Source organism: Naasia sp. SYSU D00057, assembly GCF_017916505.1.
GTDB lineage: Bacteria > Actinomycetota > Actinomycetes > Actinomycetales > Microbacteriaceae > Naasia.
Map to the genome: position 1 here is coordinate 790,554 of NZ_JAFMSZ010000001.1, position 17,584 is coordinate 808,137.

The following is a 17,584-nucleotide window of genomic DNA, read 5'->3' on the forward strand; positions in this document are numbered from 1 at the left end:
TCGCAGACCGGAGACTCCCCATGCTTCCTCAAGAGACGGCCACCGCGGCCTGCGGGACCTTCGCCTCTCCCGCCACCGCCCGGAACCGGGCGATGCTCCCGGCCCGGGTAACGTCGATACACATGACGGAGCTCTCACCGACCGCCCCGCCCGCCTGCCCGGGTCGCGCCGCCCAGTCTCTCGCAGGCGCTGGAAGGAACGGTCGGTGACCGCTCGGATCCAGGACGAGCGGGTCTCCCCGCCGGTCACCTTGCCCGGTGTCGCGACGGTGCCTGCGAAGGCGGCCCCCTCGCGGCGGCGTCGGCAGGCGCCCGAGTGGCTGGTGACGCTGGGCGTCGGTCTGCTCGTGTGGCTGCTCGGCTGCATCCCGCAGTGGCGCGGCAGCTTCTTCTACTACAACGGCGACGCCAACGAGCAGGTCACTCCCCTGTGGCATGCGCTCGGCGACCGCCTTCGTGCCGGCGAGTGGGTGCTCATGGACCCCGCGAGCTGGATGGGCGGCAACTACGCCGGCGAGGCCCTGATCGGGCTGCTCAACCCGGTCGCCCTCGCCAACATGGTGCTCGTCTCCTTCTTCGACAACCTGTCGGTCGCCTCGTTCGTCGTGATGGTGGAGTTCCTCGGCCTGCTCGCGATGGGCGTCTACCTGCTCACCCGCAGCTACGGAGCGCGCCGCTGGGCCGCCGTCGCCCTGGCGGTCGCCATCCCGTTCTCCGGCTTCACCCTCTGGTACGACGCAGCCGGCTGGATCTACCACCTCATGGCCTTCACCTGGGTGGCGTGGTTCTGGTGGGCGTCGCACCGGCACACCCGCCGGCGCCTCACCCCGATCCTGCCCTTCGTGTTCGGCGCCCTCGCCATGACGACGGGCAGCCCCTTCGGCGCGCTCGGCGTCGTCGTCGTACTCGCCGCGCTCGGCGTGGAGCTGCTCGCCCACCGCCGCTACGGGCGACTCCTCCACCTCGTCGTGGTGGGGCTCGTCGTGGCCGCCGCGGCACTGCCCGTCTACCTGCCGCTGCTCGGCGCCGGAGACGTCACCTGGCGCGCCTCGCTGGCCGGGGTCTCCAACGACACGTTCCTCGTGCCCGACCTGGGCGACCTCGCCGGCGCCAGCTCCCCCACCTACCTGCCGTCGATGACGCAGTGGGCCGGTGCGATCGAGAACAAGCCGTCCGCCTACCTCGCGTGGTTCGCACTGCCGCTGCTGCCGTGGCTGCGCTGGGACCGCGTGCGCCGCCGGGGTCGCCTGCTGCTGAGCCCCCTCATCGTGGCCGGAGTCTTCCTGCTCGCCACGCTCGCGCCCTCGTCGCTGTGGCTGTTCCGCTGGCCGATGCGGATGATCGACTACCTCTACCTCGCGGTGGCCGTCCTCCTCGCCGTCGCCCTCTCCGCCGGCCTCGCCCGCACCGCGTGGCGCCGGAGGGCCCTGATCAGCGGGGCGATCGTCGCGGGAGGCGCCTACCTGTCCTGGGCGACCCGCCCCATCGAGGTGGGCTGGCTGCACCTGGTCGTGCTCCTGATCGTCGCGGCGCTCGTAGCCGCTGCCGTTCTCGCCGCCCGACGCAGCACGGCAGCGACAGGCGCCGTGCTCGTCGCCGGAACCGCGATCGTGCTCACCCTGCAGGCGTCCACATTCCCCTACTCCGCGAACCCGAACCCGGTGCGCCCGCCCTTCCGCGTGTCCGCCCTCGCCGAGGGCACTGCCTCCTTCGAGGGGACGGTCCTGCAACTCGCGAACGGGAAGGGTGTGACGACCGAGCAGTACCAGAGCGGCGAGATCCTCTTCGGCAATGTGCCGCGGGCCGCGGGGTACGAGTCACTCAGCAGCTACACGGGCATCGGGTTCAAGGAGTTCTCCGGCGAGCTCTGCATGGACTACCGCGGGGCGACCTGCTCGGGGGCCTTCGAGCGGCTGTGGCAGCGCACCGGCGGCGGCGTCACCGCGCCGCTCGCCGACACCCTGCGCGTCTCCACCCTGGTGCTGCAGCGGTCGCTGTTCGAGGACACCGGCATCGACGTGGAGTCGCCCCGTGCCGGCTGGCACGTCGCTGATGAGGACGACCGCCGTGTGGTGTGGGTGCGCGACGAGCCCCTCCTCGGCGAGGGCCGGGTGTCCTGGGCCTCCGACTCGGTGGCGGTCCTCGCCGACACGTCGGCTCCGGCGCTGGAGACGGTCCGCTACAGCGCGGCCGACGAGGGTCGCCTGCTCTTCGCACGACTCGCCTGGCCCGGCTACACCGCCACCGTCGACGGTGAGCAGGCGTTCGTGAAGGACGGCCCGGCCGGTCTGGTGTCCGTCGACGTGCCCGCCGGCGAGCACACCCTGACGCTGTCCTACTCGCCGCCCGGGCTGCGCACCGGTCTCCTCGCCGCCGCCGGCGGCGCCGCGATCGCGCTCGTGCAGGCGGGCATCTGGTGGTGGCAGCGCCGTCGGCACCGCCTGAGCTGATCCGCCCTCGCCGTTGGGAAGCGCTCGACTGCGGACCGAAAGGCGCGGGTCGTGTTCAGCAGGCAGCGGTGGAGTCCCAGCAGGCATGGCAGTCCCTGTTCCACCTGCCGAGCGGTGGATACTCCTGCTGCGCGGCGGTACGAGCACTCAGACGAAGCCGAGCACGGGCGGCCGCTGCGGTCGCGGCCTCGACCGCGTCCAGGTGAACCCGTACATCGCGACATGCCGGGCGCCGAGGAGCCCTGCCTGCTGCAGGTCGGCCACCGGGATGCTGAGCGGCGAGAACGCCGACGCGGCGCACTCGTACAGCACGGCCGGAACGGCGTGCCACTCGTTGGCGCAGAGCCCGGCGCCGGTGCGCTCCTTCGACATGCAGGAGGGACAGACGTAGCGCTCCCACCAGTCCTGAAGGACCGGCGTCATCATCTGGTTTCCGTCGTTCATCGCTGACCTCGTCGCCTGATCGACAGCAGTGTGGACCCGACCACCGACATCACCGGTGGAGACCGCGGCGGGTCGTGGAATGCGGTTCACCGCGGCGGGGCGGGGAGGGTGCGGCTCGCCGCATCCGCCCCAACTCGTCGGCGCACCGCTGTCAGAGCGGGCCGCGCCTAGGCTGACGGCGTGGTCGGCGCAGGGGGGCACGGCGGGCCGCCGAGGCCGTCTCGGCGGGCGTTCCTCGCAGCCGCCGCCCTCGGGCTCTCGGCCGTCGTCGCCGGCTGCGCCCCCGCGCCGCTCGGCCGCCGGACGGGGAAACCGGAGCGGCCGGAGAGCCTGCTGTCCCGCCCCAGCGAGCCCACTCAGCCCTTCCCCGGTGCCGGTACCCACCCGCTGCAGGTGACCGCCGATCGCGACGCGCTCCTGCACATCCCGCCCCTGCTCGAGGCCGGCCGGGCGGCACCGCTCGTGATCACCCTGCACGGCGCCGGCGGCGACTCGGAGGCGGGGCTGGGCCTGCTCCGCGCCCAGGCGGACGAGCGCGGCATCCTGCTGCTCGCGGCGGCCTCCCGCGAGTCGACGTGGGATGCCGTCGGCCGGGGCCGCTACGGCACCGACGTCCAGCTGCTCGACGAGGCGCTGAAGCGGACCTTCGATGTCGTCGGGGTCGACGAGGAGCGGATCGCCGTCGCCGGCTTCTCGGACGGCGCGTCCTACGCGCTGGGTCTCGGGCTCGCGAACGGCGGCCTGCTCCGCAGGATCGCCGCCTTCTCGCCGGGCTTCATCCCGCCGGGAGGTCGCGACGGCTCCCCCAGCGTCTTCCTCACCCACGGCACCGCTGACGAGGTCCTGCCGATCGACCGGACCAGCCGCAGGATCGTGTCCTCCTTGCGGGATGAGGGGCTCGACGTCGACTACCGGGAGTTCCCCGGAGGCCATTGGGTTCCCCCGGAGCTCGCGGAAGCGGCGGTGGACTGGCTGGATCGGGACGGTTCCGCAGGCTGATCGGCACTTGCCCGCCGTCGATCGGCGTCCGCCCGGCACGGCGCCACACCGGCCGCACCAGACGCACAGGTGCGAAGGAGATCCGTTCGCCACCGGGTTGCGGGTGTCATTCCCCGGACGCACTGGACCGTCCGGGCCGCCCCCTCGATAGGCTCCCCGAGTCGCCGAGCGGGGAGGTGCGCCCATGGGCGGGTTCGCGGGGAAGGTGGTCGTCGTCACCGGAGCGGGTTCCGGGATCGGCCGCGCCCTCGCCCTGGCTCTTGCCGAGCGCGGCGCGCGAGTGGCGATCGCCGACTGGTTCGAGGACGGTCTGCGGGAGACGGAGGCGCTGCTGCGGGAACTCGGCGCCGACCCCGTCGTCGGCGTCGCCGACGTCGCCGACCGCGCCTCTGTCTCGGCCTTCGCCGACCAGGTCGTGGAGCGCTTCGGGGTGGTCCACCAGGTCTACAACAACGCGGGGATCGCGGGCGGCGGCCCGACGATCGCCGAGACGGGGTACGAGGCGTTCGAGCAGGTGCTCGCGGTCAACCTGTGGGGCGTCATCAACGGCACCAAGGAGTTCCTGCCCCACCTGATCGCCTCCGGCGACGGCCACGTCGTCAACGTCTCGAGCCTCAACGGCTTCATGGCTCAGCCCCGGCTCGGGCCGTACATCACATCGAAGTTCGCAGTCCGCGGCTTCACCGAGGCCCTGCGCACGGAGATGCTGGCCGCCCGGCTTCCGGTCGCGGTCACGGTCGTGCACCCCGGCGGTGTCCGCACCGGCATCGCGCGGTCCGCGTACGGTCCGCAGCGTGAGCCGATCTCCGCCGAGCACCTCCAGCGAGTGCAGGTCTACGAGCGCAGGCTCTTCCGGACGTCCGCCGACGACGCCGCCCGCACGATCCTCCGCGGAGTGGAGCGCCGGAAGGGCCGTGTGCTCATCGCGCAGGCGAGGGCGATCGACCGGCTCGTCCGGCTGCTCCCGGAGTGGTATCCCCGCGTCGTGGTGTCGTGGGGACGCCGGATGTTCGGGGAGTGGTGACGCCCGTCGCCCGCCTCAATGTCCGCTGGCTCCCGAGCCGCGGGTCGCGACAACATCGAGTGCACCTCCACGCGCCGAGTGCACCCTGGGCACGGGGTGCACTCGGTGCTACGGGGCGCACTCGGCGGCTCGGGGCGCACTCGACGCGGCATGCCCCCATCTCGCAAGCGCCGCCCTACCCCCGCACTCCGGCCGCCTCCCACGCGAGCCACGTGAGCTCGGGGTGGGCGATGTCGCTGTGCGCGCCCGCGGGGCCCGCGAGCGTCGCGATCACCTTGCTGGCATCCACGTTGTAGAACCCGTGCGCCAGCCCGCGCTTCGGGAGGGCCCCCTCGGCGAGTGGGTCCAGCTCCTTCGCGCCGGCGCCCTGGATGCCGAACGCTCCCACCCCGCCGTACTTCGGCAGCTCGCCGAGCAGGTACTGCCGCGCACCCCGGACCGCGAGCGGGTAGAACCTGCCGACCGCGTAGTCCCAGCGCGAGCGGGTCGCGACGATCGGCCCGGACACGTAGCGGGGGTCGGCGAGGTCCGCGAAGTACCCGCGCCCGCCGCCCACCGACCGCGGCACGTCCGCCGAGAACGCCCACAGGGAGAGCGCGCCCTGCACGAGGAACAGCGACTGCACCGGCCGCACCGGCGGCCGCGGAGTCGCGCCCGGACCGCGCACGGTCCCGGCCACGACGATGGTGCCGAAGCTGTGGCCCACGAGGTGCACCCGCGCGCCGGGGGCCGCCTCCTGCACCTCCTGCAGGAGCCTCCGCCCGGCACCCTCGCCGAACTTCCGCGCCCGATCCTTCATGCTCCAGAACGTGAGCTGCCGCAGGGGTGTGAGCACCGCCTCCCGGAGCTTGCCCCAGAACCCGTCGCCGAGGAGTCCGTCGTCGCCTTCGCCGCCGTGCTCCGCCGCCTCCGCGAACGCGAGCTCAGGATCCCAGCCGTCACCGAGCAGCGGGTCGTCGCCGGCCGACACCTCCGCCTGGGCCGCGAGCATCCGGTAGGCCTCGACCACCTCGGGCGGAAGCGTGTCGCCTGCGCCCGCGTCCTGCTCGGGGTCGACGGATGCCGCGTGGTCGAGGATCACCGCGAGGGCCGCCCGCGCCTCCGGGGTGTCCGCCAGGGTGGCGGCGAACGCGTCGACCGCCTCGTCGACCGTGACGGTCCCGGCGCCGCCCGGGCCCGGATCCCCGAGGAGGCCGCTCGGCGCGGCGGCGAGGTCTCCGTCGCTCCAGGCCTTGCTCGGCCAGTGCAGCCCGATCACCAGTGGGCGGATGCCGTCGCCGGCTCGGTCGGGATTCGCGGCGCCCAGCCACGCGTCGTACTGCGCGATCGCGTCGCCGTGGTCGGACTGCCACCCGTGGCTCAGCACGAACACGTCGGTGACGGGGACACCCGGCTCCGCGAGCGCCGCGAGGGCGCTCGCGCTGGCCGTGCCGCCGTCCGGGTCCGGCAGCTCGTGCCCGTGCTTGTCGAATGCGATCAGGTGGTACGACTCGTTCCGCCCCGGGATGCGTCGCAGTGCCATGGATACTCCTCCTTGTGCGTGCCGTGCTGTCGATTCGCGTGCTCACGCCGACTTCGCGATGACCGAGAAGGTGCGCTCCTCGCGGCGGAGGAACCGAGCGAGGCCGCGGGCGGCCCCGGTCGCCTCCCACAGTGAGAAGAGCGGGAGCATCAGGACCAGCACCACGGGCTCCCACCACGCCCGCTCTCCCTCTCGCGACGCATCCGAGTTGACCTTCAGCCCCTGCCAGTAGAGCCAGACGCAGTAGGCGATGTTGAGCGACCAGACCGGGATGAGGATCGGCGACACCGGCCCCGAGCCGGCTCCCAGCAGGAGGGCGAGGGCGCCGACGAACACGGGACTCTGCAGGGGCGCGGTGACCCACACGCCGACGAGCGCGAGCAGCAGGGTCCGCCGCCGGAACGGGACCGCCGGATTGCTCACGAGAGTGAGCAGCCCCCAGGACCAGCGCTCGCGCTGGCGGAGGAAGTCTCCCACGGTCGCGGGCGAGACACCGTAGCTGCGGGCGGGGAACCAGCCCGTCCGTCCCGGGTACCGCGCGGTGAACTCGAGCGCGAACTGCGCGTCCTCGACGATCGCCGACGGCCCGAAGTCCCAGCCGATCTCCGACTCGACCGACGCGCGCACGAGGAGGAGCTCGCCGTGCAGCCCGATGCGCGGTGTGCCGCTGCCGGTCGTCGCCGAGAACAGGCTGAGGTCGCAGCCCGGCCGCACCGCGTCGGCCAGCCAGAGCAGGCGGTTCGCGGAGAGCTCGCGGGGGAAGCTGAGCACACCCTGCGCGAGATGGCGCGCCGCGCACCCGGCGGCTCCCTGTTCGCGGATGAACCCGGCGAGCGCGGCCACCGTGTCGGCTCCGACGCCGGTGTCGTCGTCCATGTGCAGGATCCAGACGTCGTCGCGCGCCTCGCCCTCGAGAACGCGGAGCTCGTGCGCGTAGTGGTTGGCACGCGCCTTGAATCGCGAGCCGGCCGCAGTGCGGTACCCCGAGGGGACCGTGACGATGCGGACCGGACCGGACGCCGCGAGCCGGTCCAGCTCGCGCCGGCACTCGCAGCCCTCCTCCACCACCACGTCGACCCGCAGATGACCGAAGGAGGGCGGGAGATGGCGCAGCAGGCTCCGGACGACCCGCTGCAGCGCGACCAGGGTGTCCTGCCGGGCGACGGTGGGCACGACGACGATGAGCAGTTCCGGCACGGGCGCCTGCGGCGAGCTCGGCGCATCCGGCCGCTGCTGCCCCGTCGCCCGCAGGATGCCGCGGAGGCCGAGCACGGAGACGAGCACCGGCAACGACCAGATGAGGGACGCGTACCAGTTCAGGGGGCCGGAGTGGCCGTCCGCCTGCTGCCACAGCAGCGCGGCGAGCCAGGTGTAGGCCGCGAACGTGACCAGGAAGCAGGCGAGCCCGGGCGGCGTCCGCCGCGGTCGAGCGTCATGCGGAGTCGTCATCGGCCTGCGCTCCCCGCTTCGCGTCGAGGGCGTACACCCGGTGGTCGAGGCTGCCGAAGTAGACGGTGTCGCCGGCGACCACCGGCGAGGAGTCGTCGACGGGGCCGTGGGTCGGATACGACCACCGCGGAGCGCCCGAGCCGGCGTCGGCGGCGTGCAGGCGGAAGTCGCCGCTTCCGACGTAGACGAGGCCCTCGAACGTGGTGGGCGACGAGCGGATGGCACCGCCCGTGTCGAGCCTCCAGCGCTGCCGCCCGGTGCTCCGGTCCACGCTGTAGAGGCGGCCGTCGGCGCTGCCCACGTAGACGGAGTCGCCGTCCACGTGCGGGCGCGAGATTACTCCGCCGCCCGTGCCGAACTTCCAGACCGCGACGCCGTCCCCGGTGCCGAGGGCCCAGAGGCTGTGGTCGTCGCTGCCGATCAGGACGAGGCCGTCGGCGACGGTGGGCGAGGAGTCCACCGTGCTGTCCGTGCTGGTCCGCCAGCGCGCGAACCCCTGGGCCACGTCGATGCAGTAGACGCTGTGGTCCCGCGAGCCGATGTAGAGGGCTCCGTCCACCACGGCCGGCGACGAGTTGAAGCCCGTGACGAGATCGGTGTGCGGGAGGCCGGCGAACGACCACCGCAGGTGCCCGGACACCGCGTCGAGGGCGTAGACGTGATTGTCGCGGCTGCCCACGAACACGGTCCCGTCGACCACCGTCGGGGACGAGTGGATGGGCGCCCCGGTGACGAAGGTCCAACTGAGCTGACCGGACTCGGCGTCGACCGCGTGCAGCCGGTTGTCGTTGCTGCCGACGTAGACGAGCCCGGCCGCGACCGCCGGCGACGACGTGACCGGGCCGGCCGTCTCGTACCGCCACTGCTCCCTCCCGGTGCGGGCGTCGAGCGCGTAGAGGTGCTGGTCCCGGCTGCCGACGTAGAGGGTGCGGTCGAACACCCTCGGCGTGGAGTAGACGGGGCCGTCCGTGGCGAACACCCAGCGCGGCGGCGGCGGACGGCCGAGGATCGACGCCGCCGCCCACGCTCCCCCGCCCACGACGGCGAGGCCGGCGGCGCCGACCGCTGCCCGCAGCAGCGTCCGCCGGCTGAAGCGCGCCGCCGCCGGCCGCTGCCCGCCGGACGCGGCCGTCGCGCGCTCCGTGCCATCGTCCTCGTCGGGCGGAGCCGAGGACGAGCCCGCCGGAGCCGAGGTGCCGACGGCCGGGGTCGGCGCCGCCCCCGCCGTCGCCGCACCGACCCCGGCCGCCGCGGTGCCCGGCGCGGCCGCCGCGGTGTCGACGTCGAAGATGCGGCCGTCCGTCGACCGGAGGTAGAGCACGGGCGTGGCCCACTCGATCGGGTTCGCCTCGTCGCGCACCGCGTTCCGTGCCTCGGCGACCGCCGCGTCGAGCGGATAGCCGTCCGCGATGGCCTCGTAGAGGCTGTGCGAGAAGGTGACGGCGGCCCGGTCCGTGATCTCGAACTGCATCGCCACCACGGCGGGGATGCCGTGGTAGACGAGGCTCTGCGCGGTGCCCGAGTACGGATCCTCGAGGCCGCCGCGGGCGCCCTCGCACGAGTTGAGGAGGGCGAGCCGCAGGCTCCGGTGGTCGTACAGGAGGGCGCCCAGGTCGCTGCCGTTGAAGGGCTGAGCGCGGCCGTCGGGACCCTCGAAGGCGAGCTGCCCGTCCTCCCCCTTCGGGTCGTACCGCCCGTGCCCGATGAAGTGGAACACGTGGTAGTCGGCACGGCGCAGCTCGCCGCGCAGGTCCGCGAGCGAGCCACCCGGCACCCGGTCCACCTGCACCCTCCCCGCCTCCTGCAGGTCGGCGAGCGCGTCACGGGTCTTCGCCCACTCGGCGTCCACGTCGAGGTGGGGGAAGTCGGTGGGGCTCGCGGCCATGACGAGCACGCGCAGCGGCGGCTTCACGGCGAGCGGACGCGGGCGGTCCGGGAGCTCGAGGTACCGGACCAGGGGCGTCCACTTGGACAGGGCGAGGTACCGGCGCTCGTCGGTGTCGTAGAGGTACTCCCAGGGCAGGTCGGCGAGGTGCGCGCTGCCGGAGAGCCGTAGCCGGAGCCGCAGGCCGACGTTGTCCTGGTGCTCGATCGCGTCGATGCTGCGCTGGAGGACGTCGCGCAGCTCGTCCGGGAAGACCGCCTCGAAGAGGCGCGAGCCGAAGGTCCGCACGGTCTCCGCCTCGGGCGAGCTGTCGCCGCGGGTGCCGCCCCGCCGGGGCCTGCCGACCTTGAGCAGGAAGTTCTCGATCTCGAGGTCGCTGAAGGGCACCTGGACCGGGAAGGACCGCGTCTCCCCCACCGGCGAGCCGAGCACCCGCGCCCGGTACCCGCCGGCGCCGTCCGCCTCCATCAGCAGATCGAAGTTCTGGTAGGTCGGTTCCCGCATCGCCACCGCCTAGGGAAGCGCCGGATGCACCCGGGTGTCCGGGTCGCAGTACACGCCGTAGAGGAGCCCGAGCGGGTTGCCGTGCTCGGCGAGGAACTGCCGGCGCACCGCGAGCACCGCGTCGCCCAGCCGCTCCCCCGCGAAGAACCGGTCGAAGAACGCCTTCGCCCACTCGCTCGCGAAGAAGCCGGGGGTCTTGCACTCGGTGCCGATCACCCCGCGCGCGCCCTTGCCGAGGAAATACGGAACGAAGCCGTCGTAGAAGTTGGGCGACAGGTCGCCGGACTCGCAGGCGTTGACGAACACGAGCGGGTGGCTCGCCAGCAGGTCCCGCGTCGGGGCGCTGGCGGACAGGATGCCGAGGGTCACCCGCTCGTCACCGCTCAGCACGAGGTGCGAGTCGTCCGGGTTCGTGTTCGAGGCGACCGCGTGGCAGTAGAGGTAGAGCACCTTGTCGCCGCTGCCCGGGGCGAGGGCGGTGCCGAGCAGATCGCGCGCGGTCGTGCCCTCCGTCAGCTGGAGGCCGCCCCTCGCGCCCCAGTAGGCGCGCTGCGCCGCGACGGGACGGGACGGCATCTGCGCGTCGATGCCGTCGTTGTAGAGCACCCGCACGGCGAGCGCCGGGGTGGAGTCCATGGTCACGGGCGGCGGCACGGCCCGGATCTCGCGCATCGGGATCTGCTCGACGACGTGCCGCATCCCGATGAAGTCGCCCCAGTCGAGCGCCGACTCGTCCCAGCGGTCGGCGAGGTAGACGAGAGCCCACGGCACAGGGAACCCGCTCGAGACGACCTGCAGGGTCGCGACGTCGGCGGAGAGGGTGCCGCGCAGCCAGGCGCCGACGTCGCGCAGCTGCGGCGGCGCGAACGGGCCCTCGAAGATGCGCTGGTAGAGGCGGTATCCGGCGAATGCGAGCTTCCGCAGGGCGGCGTCGCCGAGGTCGGCAGGGATGTCCATGCCGAGCGCGAAGGTCTCGTTCTTCACGATCGTGAGGAGCGCGGAGCGCACCTGCTCGATCGCGGCGGCGAGCTCGTCCGGAGTGATCTGCACGAACACCTCGTCGGCGGTGACCCCGGGGGCGAACAGCCGATAGCCGCCCGCCGCCGGCGTGAACCGGAGCGATGCCTGGCGGGGCTCGAGCACGGCGGCCGCGGCGGCCGGCCGCCCGAGGTTCGTCACGCCGACGTCGGCGGCGGGCGCGCCCGCCACGTCGAAGCGGAGCACCAGCTGCTGCACGAAGTTGCCCTGCACGTCGACCATCGCGGTGAGGACCGCTGGTCCCGCCTGCTTCGGCGTGATGGCGAAGAGGGCCCTGCCCACGGAGGTGCCGTCGCGGCGGACGCGGATGGGCTGCGGCAGCGGCGGCGTCTCGAACTCCGCGCTGAGCAGCCGGATCGTGAGGTCGAGGTGGTCGGCCTCCGGCGCGAACGTCAGCATGGCCGCGGCCGAGCCGAGGGCGCCGGTCCGCCGGGCGCCGAAGGACAGGGCGAGCGTGTACTCCTCGCCCACCTGCAGCGGCTGGGAGGTGTCGGTGTCGTCGAGCTCCGCGTTGAGCCATGTCGCAACGGTCTGGGGCGGGGGTGGCTCGGGTGGATCGGCGTCGGGCGCGGTCGGCGGCGGGGCCGGCGGCGGGACGAGCGGCCCGTCGTCCGCACCGCCCGGCGCATCCTCCCCTCCCAGGAGACCATCGCCGGCCCCGTCGTCCTCGCCCGGCCAGCCGCGGGTCGGCTCGTCGCCCCGGGACGGCGGGGCCGACTCGGGCTCATCGGGCCAGCCGCTGTCGGGCCAGCCTCGGACGGGCCCCGGATCCGGCGTCGGCGGTGCCTCCGGCCACCCGCCGCCGGGCTCTGCCACCGGGGGCTCGGCGCCCGCCGGGGCGCCCTCCTCGAGCAGGTCGCCGAGCCGAGCCAGTTCGCGCTCGAACTCCTCGTCGTCGCTCGCACCCAACCCGACTCGCCCCGCTCGGTCGTCTTCCTCCAGCGCCGCCCGCAGGGACGAATCCGTCTCGAGCACTCGGAGCACCGCGTACGCCCGCTCCGCCGCTCCCGGCGCCGCGGCCCAGTCCGGGTCGGCGGTCACCCGGTCGTAGACGCTCAGCACGGACGGCGGGAATCCGAGCTCGACGAGGAAGCTCCGGGGACGGTCGAACGCCCGGGCCAGCACGAGCGCGAGGGAGGTCAGCGCTGCCACATCCATGGCACCCCCGTCCGTCGGACGCCACGTCCGGGGAAAGGATGGCCCTCCGCGGGGGCGTTGTCCAGGGTCCCCCGCCTCAGCCGGCGGGTGCTGCGGTGCCGAGGGGCGACGGGCGGTCGAGGTCGAACTCGACCCAGAGCGGGTAGTGGTCCGAGATGCGCCAGGACTTGGCGGTGACGTCGAGCTCCGGGTAGACATGCGGCGCGAAGTCGAACCCGCCCGCGTGGCCGTGGTACCCGAGACCGTGCAGCAGGTCGCGCGCCGGAGCCCGCTCGACGTCCGTGAACCAGGCGATCTGGTCGTAGAAGTGGTGCTCCCGGTCGTCGTCGAACACGGTGCGGGGAACGGCGTTCAGCTCGGCCGGCGGCCACAGTCCGGTCGAGACGAACGCGGCGAAGAGCGGGTCGTCGAGCCGGTCGATGTTGAAGTCGCCGAGGGCGAGCAGGTTGCCGTTCCAGTCGTCGACCCGGTTCGCCCAGCCCCGCATCCAGTCGGCGAAGGCGGCGAGCTCCGCGAGGCGGTCGCTCGCTCGGTCGCCCCAGAGGACGTGCACGGTCGTGAGGATGAACTCGACGCCGGCGCGCACGAAGCTGGCCGCGTAGGGGGTGCGGGCGAACTGCTGGGCGGGGTGGTTCACGACCGCAGGCAGCACCACCTCGCCGACGAGCCCGGACGGCTCCACCCGGTCGGTGTCGAAGACGAAGGTGAGCCGCTCGTCGTTGCCCTTGTCGCCCTCCGTCACGTCCGAGGTGATGAAAGCCCAGCGCGGTCCGAGCAGCTCGAGCAGGAAGTGCAGCGCCGTCGTGTCGCGCCGCACCTCCTGGATCGCGGCGACATCGAAGCGCGAGACGACGGCGGCGATCAGCGCGACCGCCCGCCAGTCCCGCTTCGGGGTGTCCCGCTCGCCCGCCGTCCACTTGCGCGTCAGCCCGCCGAACGCCCGGATGTTCCAGGTGCCGATCAGGAGGTTCCCGTCCGCCTTCGCGGGCACCACCGCGGCCGCCGCGCTGCGGACACGTTCCGCCTCGGCGGCGACGTCCGCGGGAACCGACGCCATGACGTCAGAAGACCGTGGCGCGCGGCTCCGGCGTAGAGGCGGAGGGCCCTTGGGCCTGCACCGCTCCCGTTGCCGACGAGCCCCAGGCGATCTCTTGATGCTCCAGCTATATGGCGATCGACCGAGGGCCTCTATGCTTCTCGCTACGACGTGCCCACCCAGCCGTCGTGTGCTACCCGACCCGAAGGCAACCCGATGCCCACTTCGCTCTCCCTCCGCCTGCGCTCGTTGGCCGCCGCAACAGCGGCGCTCGTCGTCGCGGCCCTTCTCCACGCCGCGCCCGCGAGCGCCGACACCGCCCCGCAGAACGGCGCCGTCGCGACGGTGTCGGCGGACGCACTCGGTACCGTCCAGATCGACGGTGTCGTCTGGTCCACCCACATCGTGGGCAACACCGTCTACGTCGGCGGCAGCTTCGCCAACGCGCGGCCGGCAGGCTCCGCAGCCGGTACGAACCAGACCCCGCGCGCCAACCTCCTGGCCTTCAACCTCACCACCGGGGCGCTGATCACCGGCTTCGTCGCGAACACGAACGGAGTGGTGAACTCGGTCACCTCATCGCCGGACGGGACGCGCATCTACATCGGGGGCGCGTTCACCACGGTGAACGGAACGACGCGGAACCGCGTCGCCGCGCTCAACCCGACCACGGGGGCGGTGATCAGCGGCTTCGCGCCGTCCGTGAACAGCGCGGTCGAGGCCGTGGTGGCCACGAACTCGACGGTCTACATCGGCGGCAACTTCACCTCCGTCGCCGGTCAGTCGCGGAACCGGCTCGCCTCGCTGAACGCGACGAGCGGAGCCGTCAACCCCCTCAGCGTCCAGGTGGACGACCGCATCCTCGCGCTGGCGCTCTCGCCCGACGGCGGGAAGCTGGTGCTCGGCGGCTACTTCACGAACATCAACGGGTCCACCGATCCGGGCTTCGGCTTCGGCGCCGTCAACTCCTCCACCGGCCAGGTGATGGCCTGGAACATCAACAAGGAGGTCCGCCAGGCGGGCCGGACCGCGACCTCGAGCGCGGCGATCTACAGCCTCAAGTCCGACAGCACCGGCGTGTACGGCACGGCCTACATGTATCCCATCAGCGGCAAGACGCTCGAAGGCTCCTTCCGCGCCGAGTGGAGCAACGGCGACATCGTCTGGCTCAACACCTGCAAGGGTGACAGCTACGACGTGGCGATGACCTCGTCCGCTGTCTACCTCGCCGGGCACCCGCACGACTGCTCGACCGTGGTGGGAGGCTTCCGCGACGCCGCGACCGTCAACCCGAGGGTCTACAACCGCGGCATGGCCTGGAGCAAGGCGGCGACGTCCAACGTGGTGCTGAGCGGTGAGTTCGCGGGGAACCCCACCCCCGCCATCCTGAACTGGTGGCCGACCTTCAACTCGGGCACCTACACGGGGCAGAACCAGGGCCCGTGGTCCGTGGCCGCCACCGACAGCTACGTCGTCTACGCGGGCGAGTTCACCACGGTGAACAGCGTCGGCCAGCAGGGCATCGTGCGATTCGCGAGCAGGAGCATCGCTCCCAACGTGGAAGGGCCGCGCCTCAGCGGATCCAGCTATCTGCCCTCCGTCACGCCCGTCCGCTCCGGCACGGTGAGCGTGCGCTGGCCGGCGAACTGGGACCGCGACAACGAGCACCTCACCTACGAGCTGCTTCGCGACGGGTCGAGCACGACGCCGATCTACACCACGACGCAGGCGTCCCGCGCCCCCGTCTCGGACCGCCCGACGATGTCCTTTCTCGACAGCGGCCTCGCGCCCGGCAGCAGTCACAACTACCGGGTGCGGGTCCGCGACCCGCTCGGCAACACAGTCACCGGCAACGCGGTGACGGTGACGATCCCGTCGGCCGTCAACAGCGCGTACATGTCGAGCGTGCAGGGGAACTCGCCCACCGGGTACTGGCGGCTGGGCGAGAGCTCGGGCACCGCGTTCTCGGACGCCGCCGGTGTGAGCCGTGCGACCTTCGTGAGCGGCGTGACCCTCGGCCAGACGGGCGCGCTGGCGGGCGACAGGGACACCGCCGCTCGCTTCCCGGGGACCGTCGCCGGCGTCGCCAGCACGGGCGTCATGCCGACCGCACCGCAGTTCGCCTCCGAGGCCTGGTTCAGCACGACGAGCACGACGGGAGGCAACATCGTCACGCTCGGCAACAGCCCCCGACCCGACTCGACGGGCTCGCCCGCGCCGTCCTCGGACCGCAACGTCTACATCGACGGATCGGGCCGCCTCGCTTTCGCCGTGTCGAGCGGCCGTGAGGTCGTGACCCTGCAGACGGCGAGCGCCGGGTACAACGACGGGAAGTGGCATCACGTCGTCGCGTCCGTCGGCTCCGGCGGCATGGCCTTCTACGTCGACGGCGTGCTCGCCGGCACGAACAGCTCGGTCACCTCGGTGCGCAGCGGCTACGGCTACTGGCGGATCGGCGGCGACGTTCCGAAGGTGTCCGGCGCTCCGTCCTACTTCTCCGGAGCCGTCGACGAGGTCGCCGTCTACGCGGCGCCTCTCACCGCCGCTCAGGTGCAGGAGCGCTACAAGCTGGCCGGCGGGGCGCCCACCACGAACGCCGCCCCCGCGGCGTCGTTCACCAGCACGGTCAGCGGCCTCACCGCGAGCGTCGATGGGACCGGCTCCACCGACTCGGACGGCACCATCGCGTCCTACAGCTGGAACTGGGGCGACGGCACGGCGGCGGGCTCCGGCGCGACGGCGAGCCACACGTACGCTGCGGCCGGAACCTACACGGTGACTCTGACCGTGACCGACGACAAGGGCGCAACCGACACCGAGACGGCGCAGGTCACGGTGGCCTCGTCTCCGCCGCCCACCGGGACCTCCGCCCGTGACGATTTCGCCCGGACCGTGACCGGCGGCTGGGGCGATGCGCCGACGGGTGGGACCTGGACGCGGAGCAGCAGCACCACGTCGGCCTACTCGGTCGACGGGGCGGTGGCCCGGCTCACGTCGACCTCGGCCGGGCAGACCCGGGAGAGCTACCTGATAGGGGTGACGGGCACGAACGCCGACGTCCAGTCCACGGTGGCGATCAGCCCCGTGAACGCCGGCGGCAGCGTGTTCGCCTCGGTGATCGGTCGGCGGATCTCCGCCGGCGTCGACTATCGGGCGCGAGCGGTCGTGGCCTCCAGCGGGGCCGTCAGCCTGCAGCTGCAGCGCTCCGGGACCACCCTGGTCCAGACCAGCGTGAGCGGGCTGACGTACGCCGCCGGGGATCAGCTGCGCGTGCGGCTTCAGGTGACGGGCACCAACCCCACCACCATCCAGGCGAAGGTATGGAAGGTGGGCACGGCCGAGCCGGCGGCCTGGCAGCTGAGCACGACGGACACCACCGCCGAGCTGCAGACCGGCGGACACGTCGGGCTCGGCAGCTACGTGGGCAGCACCCTCACCTCGCTGCCGCAGACCGTGGCGTTCGACGACTTCGCCGTCACGCAGCCCTGAGGTCGGGGAGAACGGCACCGCCCCCTGCATCCGGTGGTGCCGTTCTCCCGCGTCGCCTTCTGAGGCGCCCTACACCGTCTCCACGAGCTTCGCGAAGACGACCCGATTGTCGTCGTAGCGCCGGGCCTCCTTGACGTACCCGTCGCACGTGATGAGCCGCAGCTCGGAGCCGGGGACCGGGAAGTAGACGTCCTGCGTGGGGAACTCGGCCTTCACGAAACTCTCGTTGCGATACACCTCGAACACAGCCGTCCGTCCGTCCTGACGCGTGACCGAGACGCGGTCGCCCGGCACCAGGTCGCGAAGGCGGTAGAAGACACCGCTCGCGTCGGTCAGCGAGTTGACGTGGCCGAGGAGGATCGCCGGGCCGGCGGAACCGGGGGTGGACGAGCCGTCGTACCAGCTCGCGGGCGACCCGTCGTCGCCGGGCGGAACATCGAGGGTGCCGTCCTCGCGCAGCCCGGTGTGCAGCAGATCGGACTCCACGCCGAGCGCGGGGATGCTGAGGTGCACCGGCGCAGACGGCTCCAAGGCGAGCGCCACTTCGGGCGGCTGGACCACCTCGGGTTCCGGCGCGGGAGTCGCGG

General features: G+C 72.7%; 11 protein-coding genes. 4 read left to right on the top strand and 7 right to left on the bottom strand.

Annotated elements, in window-relative coordinates; all coding sequences use genetic code 11:
* Positions 1-205 precede the first annotated feature (205 nt).
* A complete protein-coding gene (locus tag J3P36_RS03725) occupies positions 206-2,449 on the top strand; it encodes a YfhO family protein (RefSeq protein ID WP_210505894.1) in 2,244 nt (747 codons plus the stop codon).
* Positions 2,450-2,596: 147 nt separating this feature from the next.
* Here the strand turns inward: J3P36_RS03725 and J3P36_RS03730 are convergent, their stop codons facing one another.
* Positions 2,597-2,893, bottom strand: coding sequence for a hypothetical protein (locus J3P36_RS03730; protein ID WP_210505895.1), 297 nt, complete (start codon positions 2,891-2,893; stop codon positions 2,597-2,599).
* 180 nt (positions 2,894-3,073) lie between these two features.
* Here J3P36_RS03730 and J3P36_RS16725 point away from each other — a divergent pair, with 180 nt between their 5' ends.
* Together J3P36_RS16725 and J3P36_RS03740 are read left to right on the top strand one after the other, a co-directional pair.
* On the top strand, positions 3,074-3,892 hold the full coding sequence (locus J3P36_RS16725; protein ID WP_210505896.1) for an alpha/beta hydrolase: 819 nt from the start codon (positions 3,074-3,076) through the stop codon (positions 3,890-3,892).
* Between the two features lie 184 nt (positions 3,893-4,076).
* Positions 4,077-4,916, top strand: coding sequence for an SDR family oxidoreductase (locus J3P36_RS03740; RefSeq protein ID WP_210505897.1), 840 nt, complete (start codon positions 4,077-4,079; stop codon positions 4,914-4,916).
* 175 nt (positions 4,917-5,091) lie between these two features.
* Here the strand turns inward: J3P36_RS03740 and J3P36_RS03745 are convergent, their stop codons facing one another.
* From J3P36_RS03745 to J3P36_RS03765, 5 genes are all read right to left on the bottom strand, one after another.
* The gene (locus J3P36_RS03745) at positions 5,092-6,438 is read right to left on the bottom strand and encodes a hypothetical protein (protein ID WP_210505898.1); all 1,347 of its coding nucleotides are present in this window, start codon (positions 6,436-6,438) and stop codon (positions 5,092-5,094) included.
* Between the two features lie 42 nt (positions 6,439-6,480).
* Positions 6,481-7,887: a glycosyltransferase family 2 protein gene (locus J3P36_RS03750; RefSeq protein ID WP_210505899.1), complete on the bottom strand. Its 1,407-nt coding sequence runs from the start codon at positions 7,885-7,887 to the stop codon at positions 6,481-6,483.
* The gene (locus J3P36_RS03755) at positions 7,871-10,276 is read right to left on the bottom strand and encodes a PQQ-binding-like beta-propeller repeat protein (protein ID WP_210505900.1); all 2,406 of its coding nucleotides are present in this window, start codon (positions 10,274-10,276) and stop codon (positions 7,871-7,873) included. Before J3P36_RS03755 ends, J3P36_RS03750 begins: the two co-directional genes overlap by 17 nt.
* Before the next feature lie 9 nt (positions 10,277-10,285).
* Positions 10,286-12,472: a CHAT domain-containing protein gene (locus tag J3P36_RS03760; RefSeq protein ID WP_210505901.1), complete on the bottom strand. Its 2,187-nt coding sequence runs from the start codon at positions 12,470-12,472 to the stop codon at positions 10,286-10,288.
* Between the two features lie 76 nt (positions 12,473-12,548).
* Complete coding sequence (locus J3P36_RS03765; RefSeq protein ID WP_210505902.1) at positions 12,549-13,529, bottom strand: endonuclease/exonuclease/phosphatase family protein; 981 nt, start codon at positions 13,527-13,529, stop codon at positions 12,549-12,551.
* Between the two features lie 195 nt (positions 13,530-13,724).
* On the opposite strand from J3P36_RS03765, the gene J3P36_RS03770 reads away from it, so the two are divergent.
* A complete protein-coding gene (locus tag J3P36_RS03770) occupies positions 13,725-16,997 on the top strand; it encodes a PKD domain-containing protein (protein ID WP_210505903.1) in 3,273 nt (1,090 codons plus the stop codon).
* 69 nt (positions 16,998-17,066) lie between these two features.
* On the opposite strand, the gene J3P36_RS03775 is transcribed toward J3P36_RS03770, so the two are convergent.
* On the bottom strand, positions 17,067-17,558 hold the full coding sequence (locus tag J3P36_RS03775) for a class F sortase (RefSeq protein WP_307806939.1): 492 nt from the start codon (positions 17,556-17,558) through the stop codon (positions 17,067-17,069).
* Positions 17,559-17,584: the final 26 nt, after the last annotated feature.

What these genes read in the sequence shown, in the direction of transcription:
- J3P36_RS03760 (WP_210505901.1), bottom strand. Translation starts at nt 12,472, where the DNA reads ATGGATGTGGCAGCGCTGACCTCCCTCGCGCTCGTGCTGGCCCGGGCG.
- J3P36_RS03740 (WP_210505897.1), top strand. Translation starts at nt 4,077, where the DNA reads ATGGGCGGGTTCGCGGGGAAGGTGGTCGTCGTCACCGGAGCGGGTTCC.
- J3P36_RS03770 (WP_210505903.1), top strand. Translation starts at nt 13,725, where the DNA reads ATGCCCACTTCGCTCTCCCTCCGCCTGCGCTCGTTGGCCGCCGCAACA.
- J3P36_RS03750 (WP_210505899.1), bottom strand. Translation starts at nt 7,887, where the DNA reads ATGACGACTCCGCATGACGCTCGACCGCGGCGGACGCCGCCCGGGCTC.
- J3P36_RS03765 (WP_210505902.1), bottom strand. Translation starts at nt 13,529, where the DNA reads ATGGCGTCGGTTCCCGCGGACGTCGCCGCCGAGGCGGAACGTGTCCGC.
- J3P36_RS03745 (WP_210505898.1), bottom strand. Translation starts at nt 6,438, where the DNA reads ATGGCACTGCGACGCATCCCGGGGCGGAACGAGTCGTACCACCTGATC.
- J3P36_RS03755 (WP_210505900.1), bottom strand. Translation starts at nt 10,276, where the DNA reads ATGCGGGAACCGACCTACCAGAACTTCGATCTGCTGATGGAGGCGGAC.
- J3P36_RS03730 (WP_210505895.1), bottom strand. Translation starts at nt 2,893, where the DNA reads ATGAACGACGGAAACCAGATGATGACGCCGGTCCTTCAGGACTGGTGG.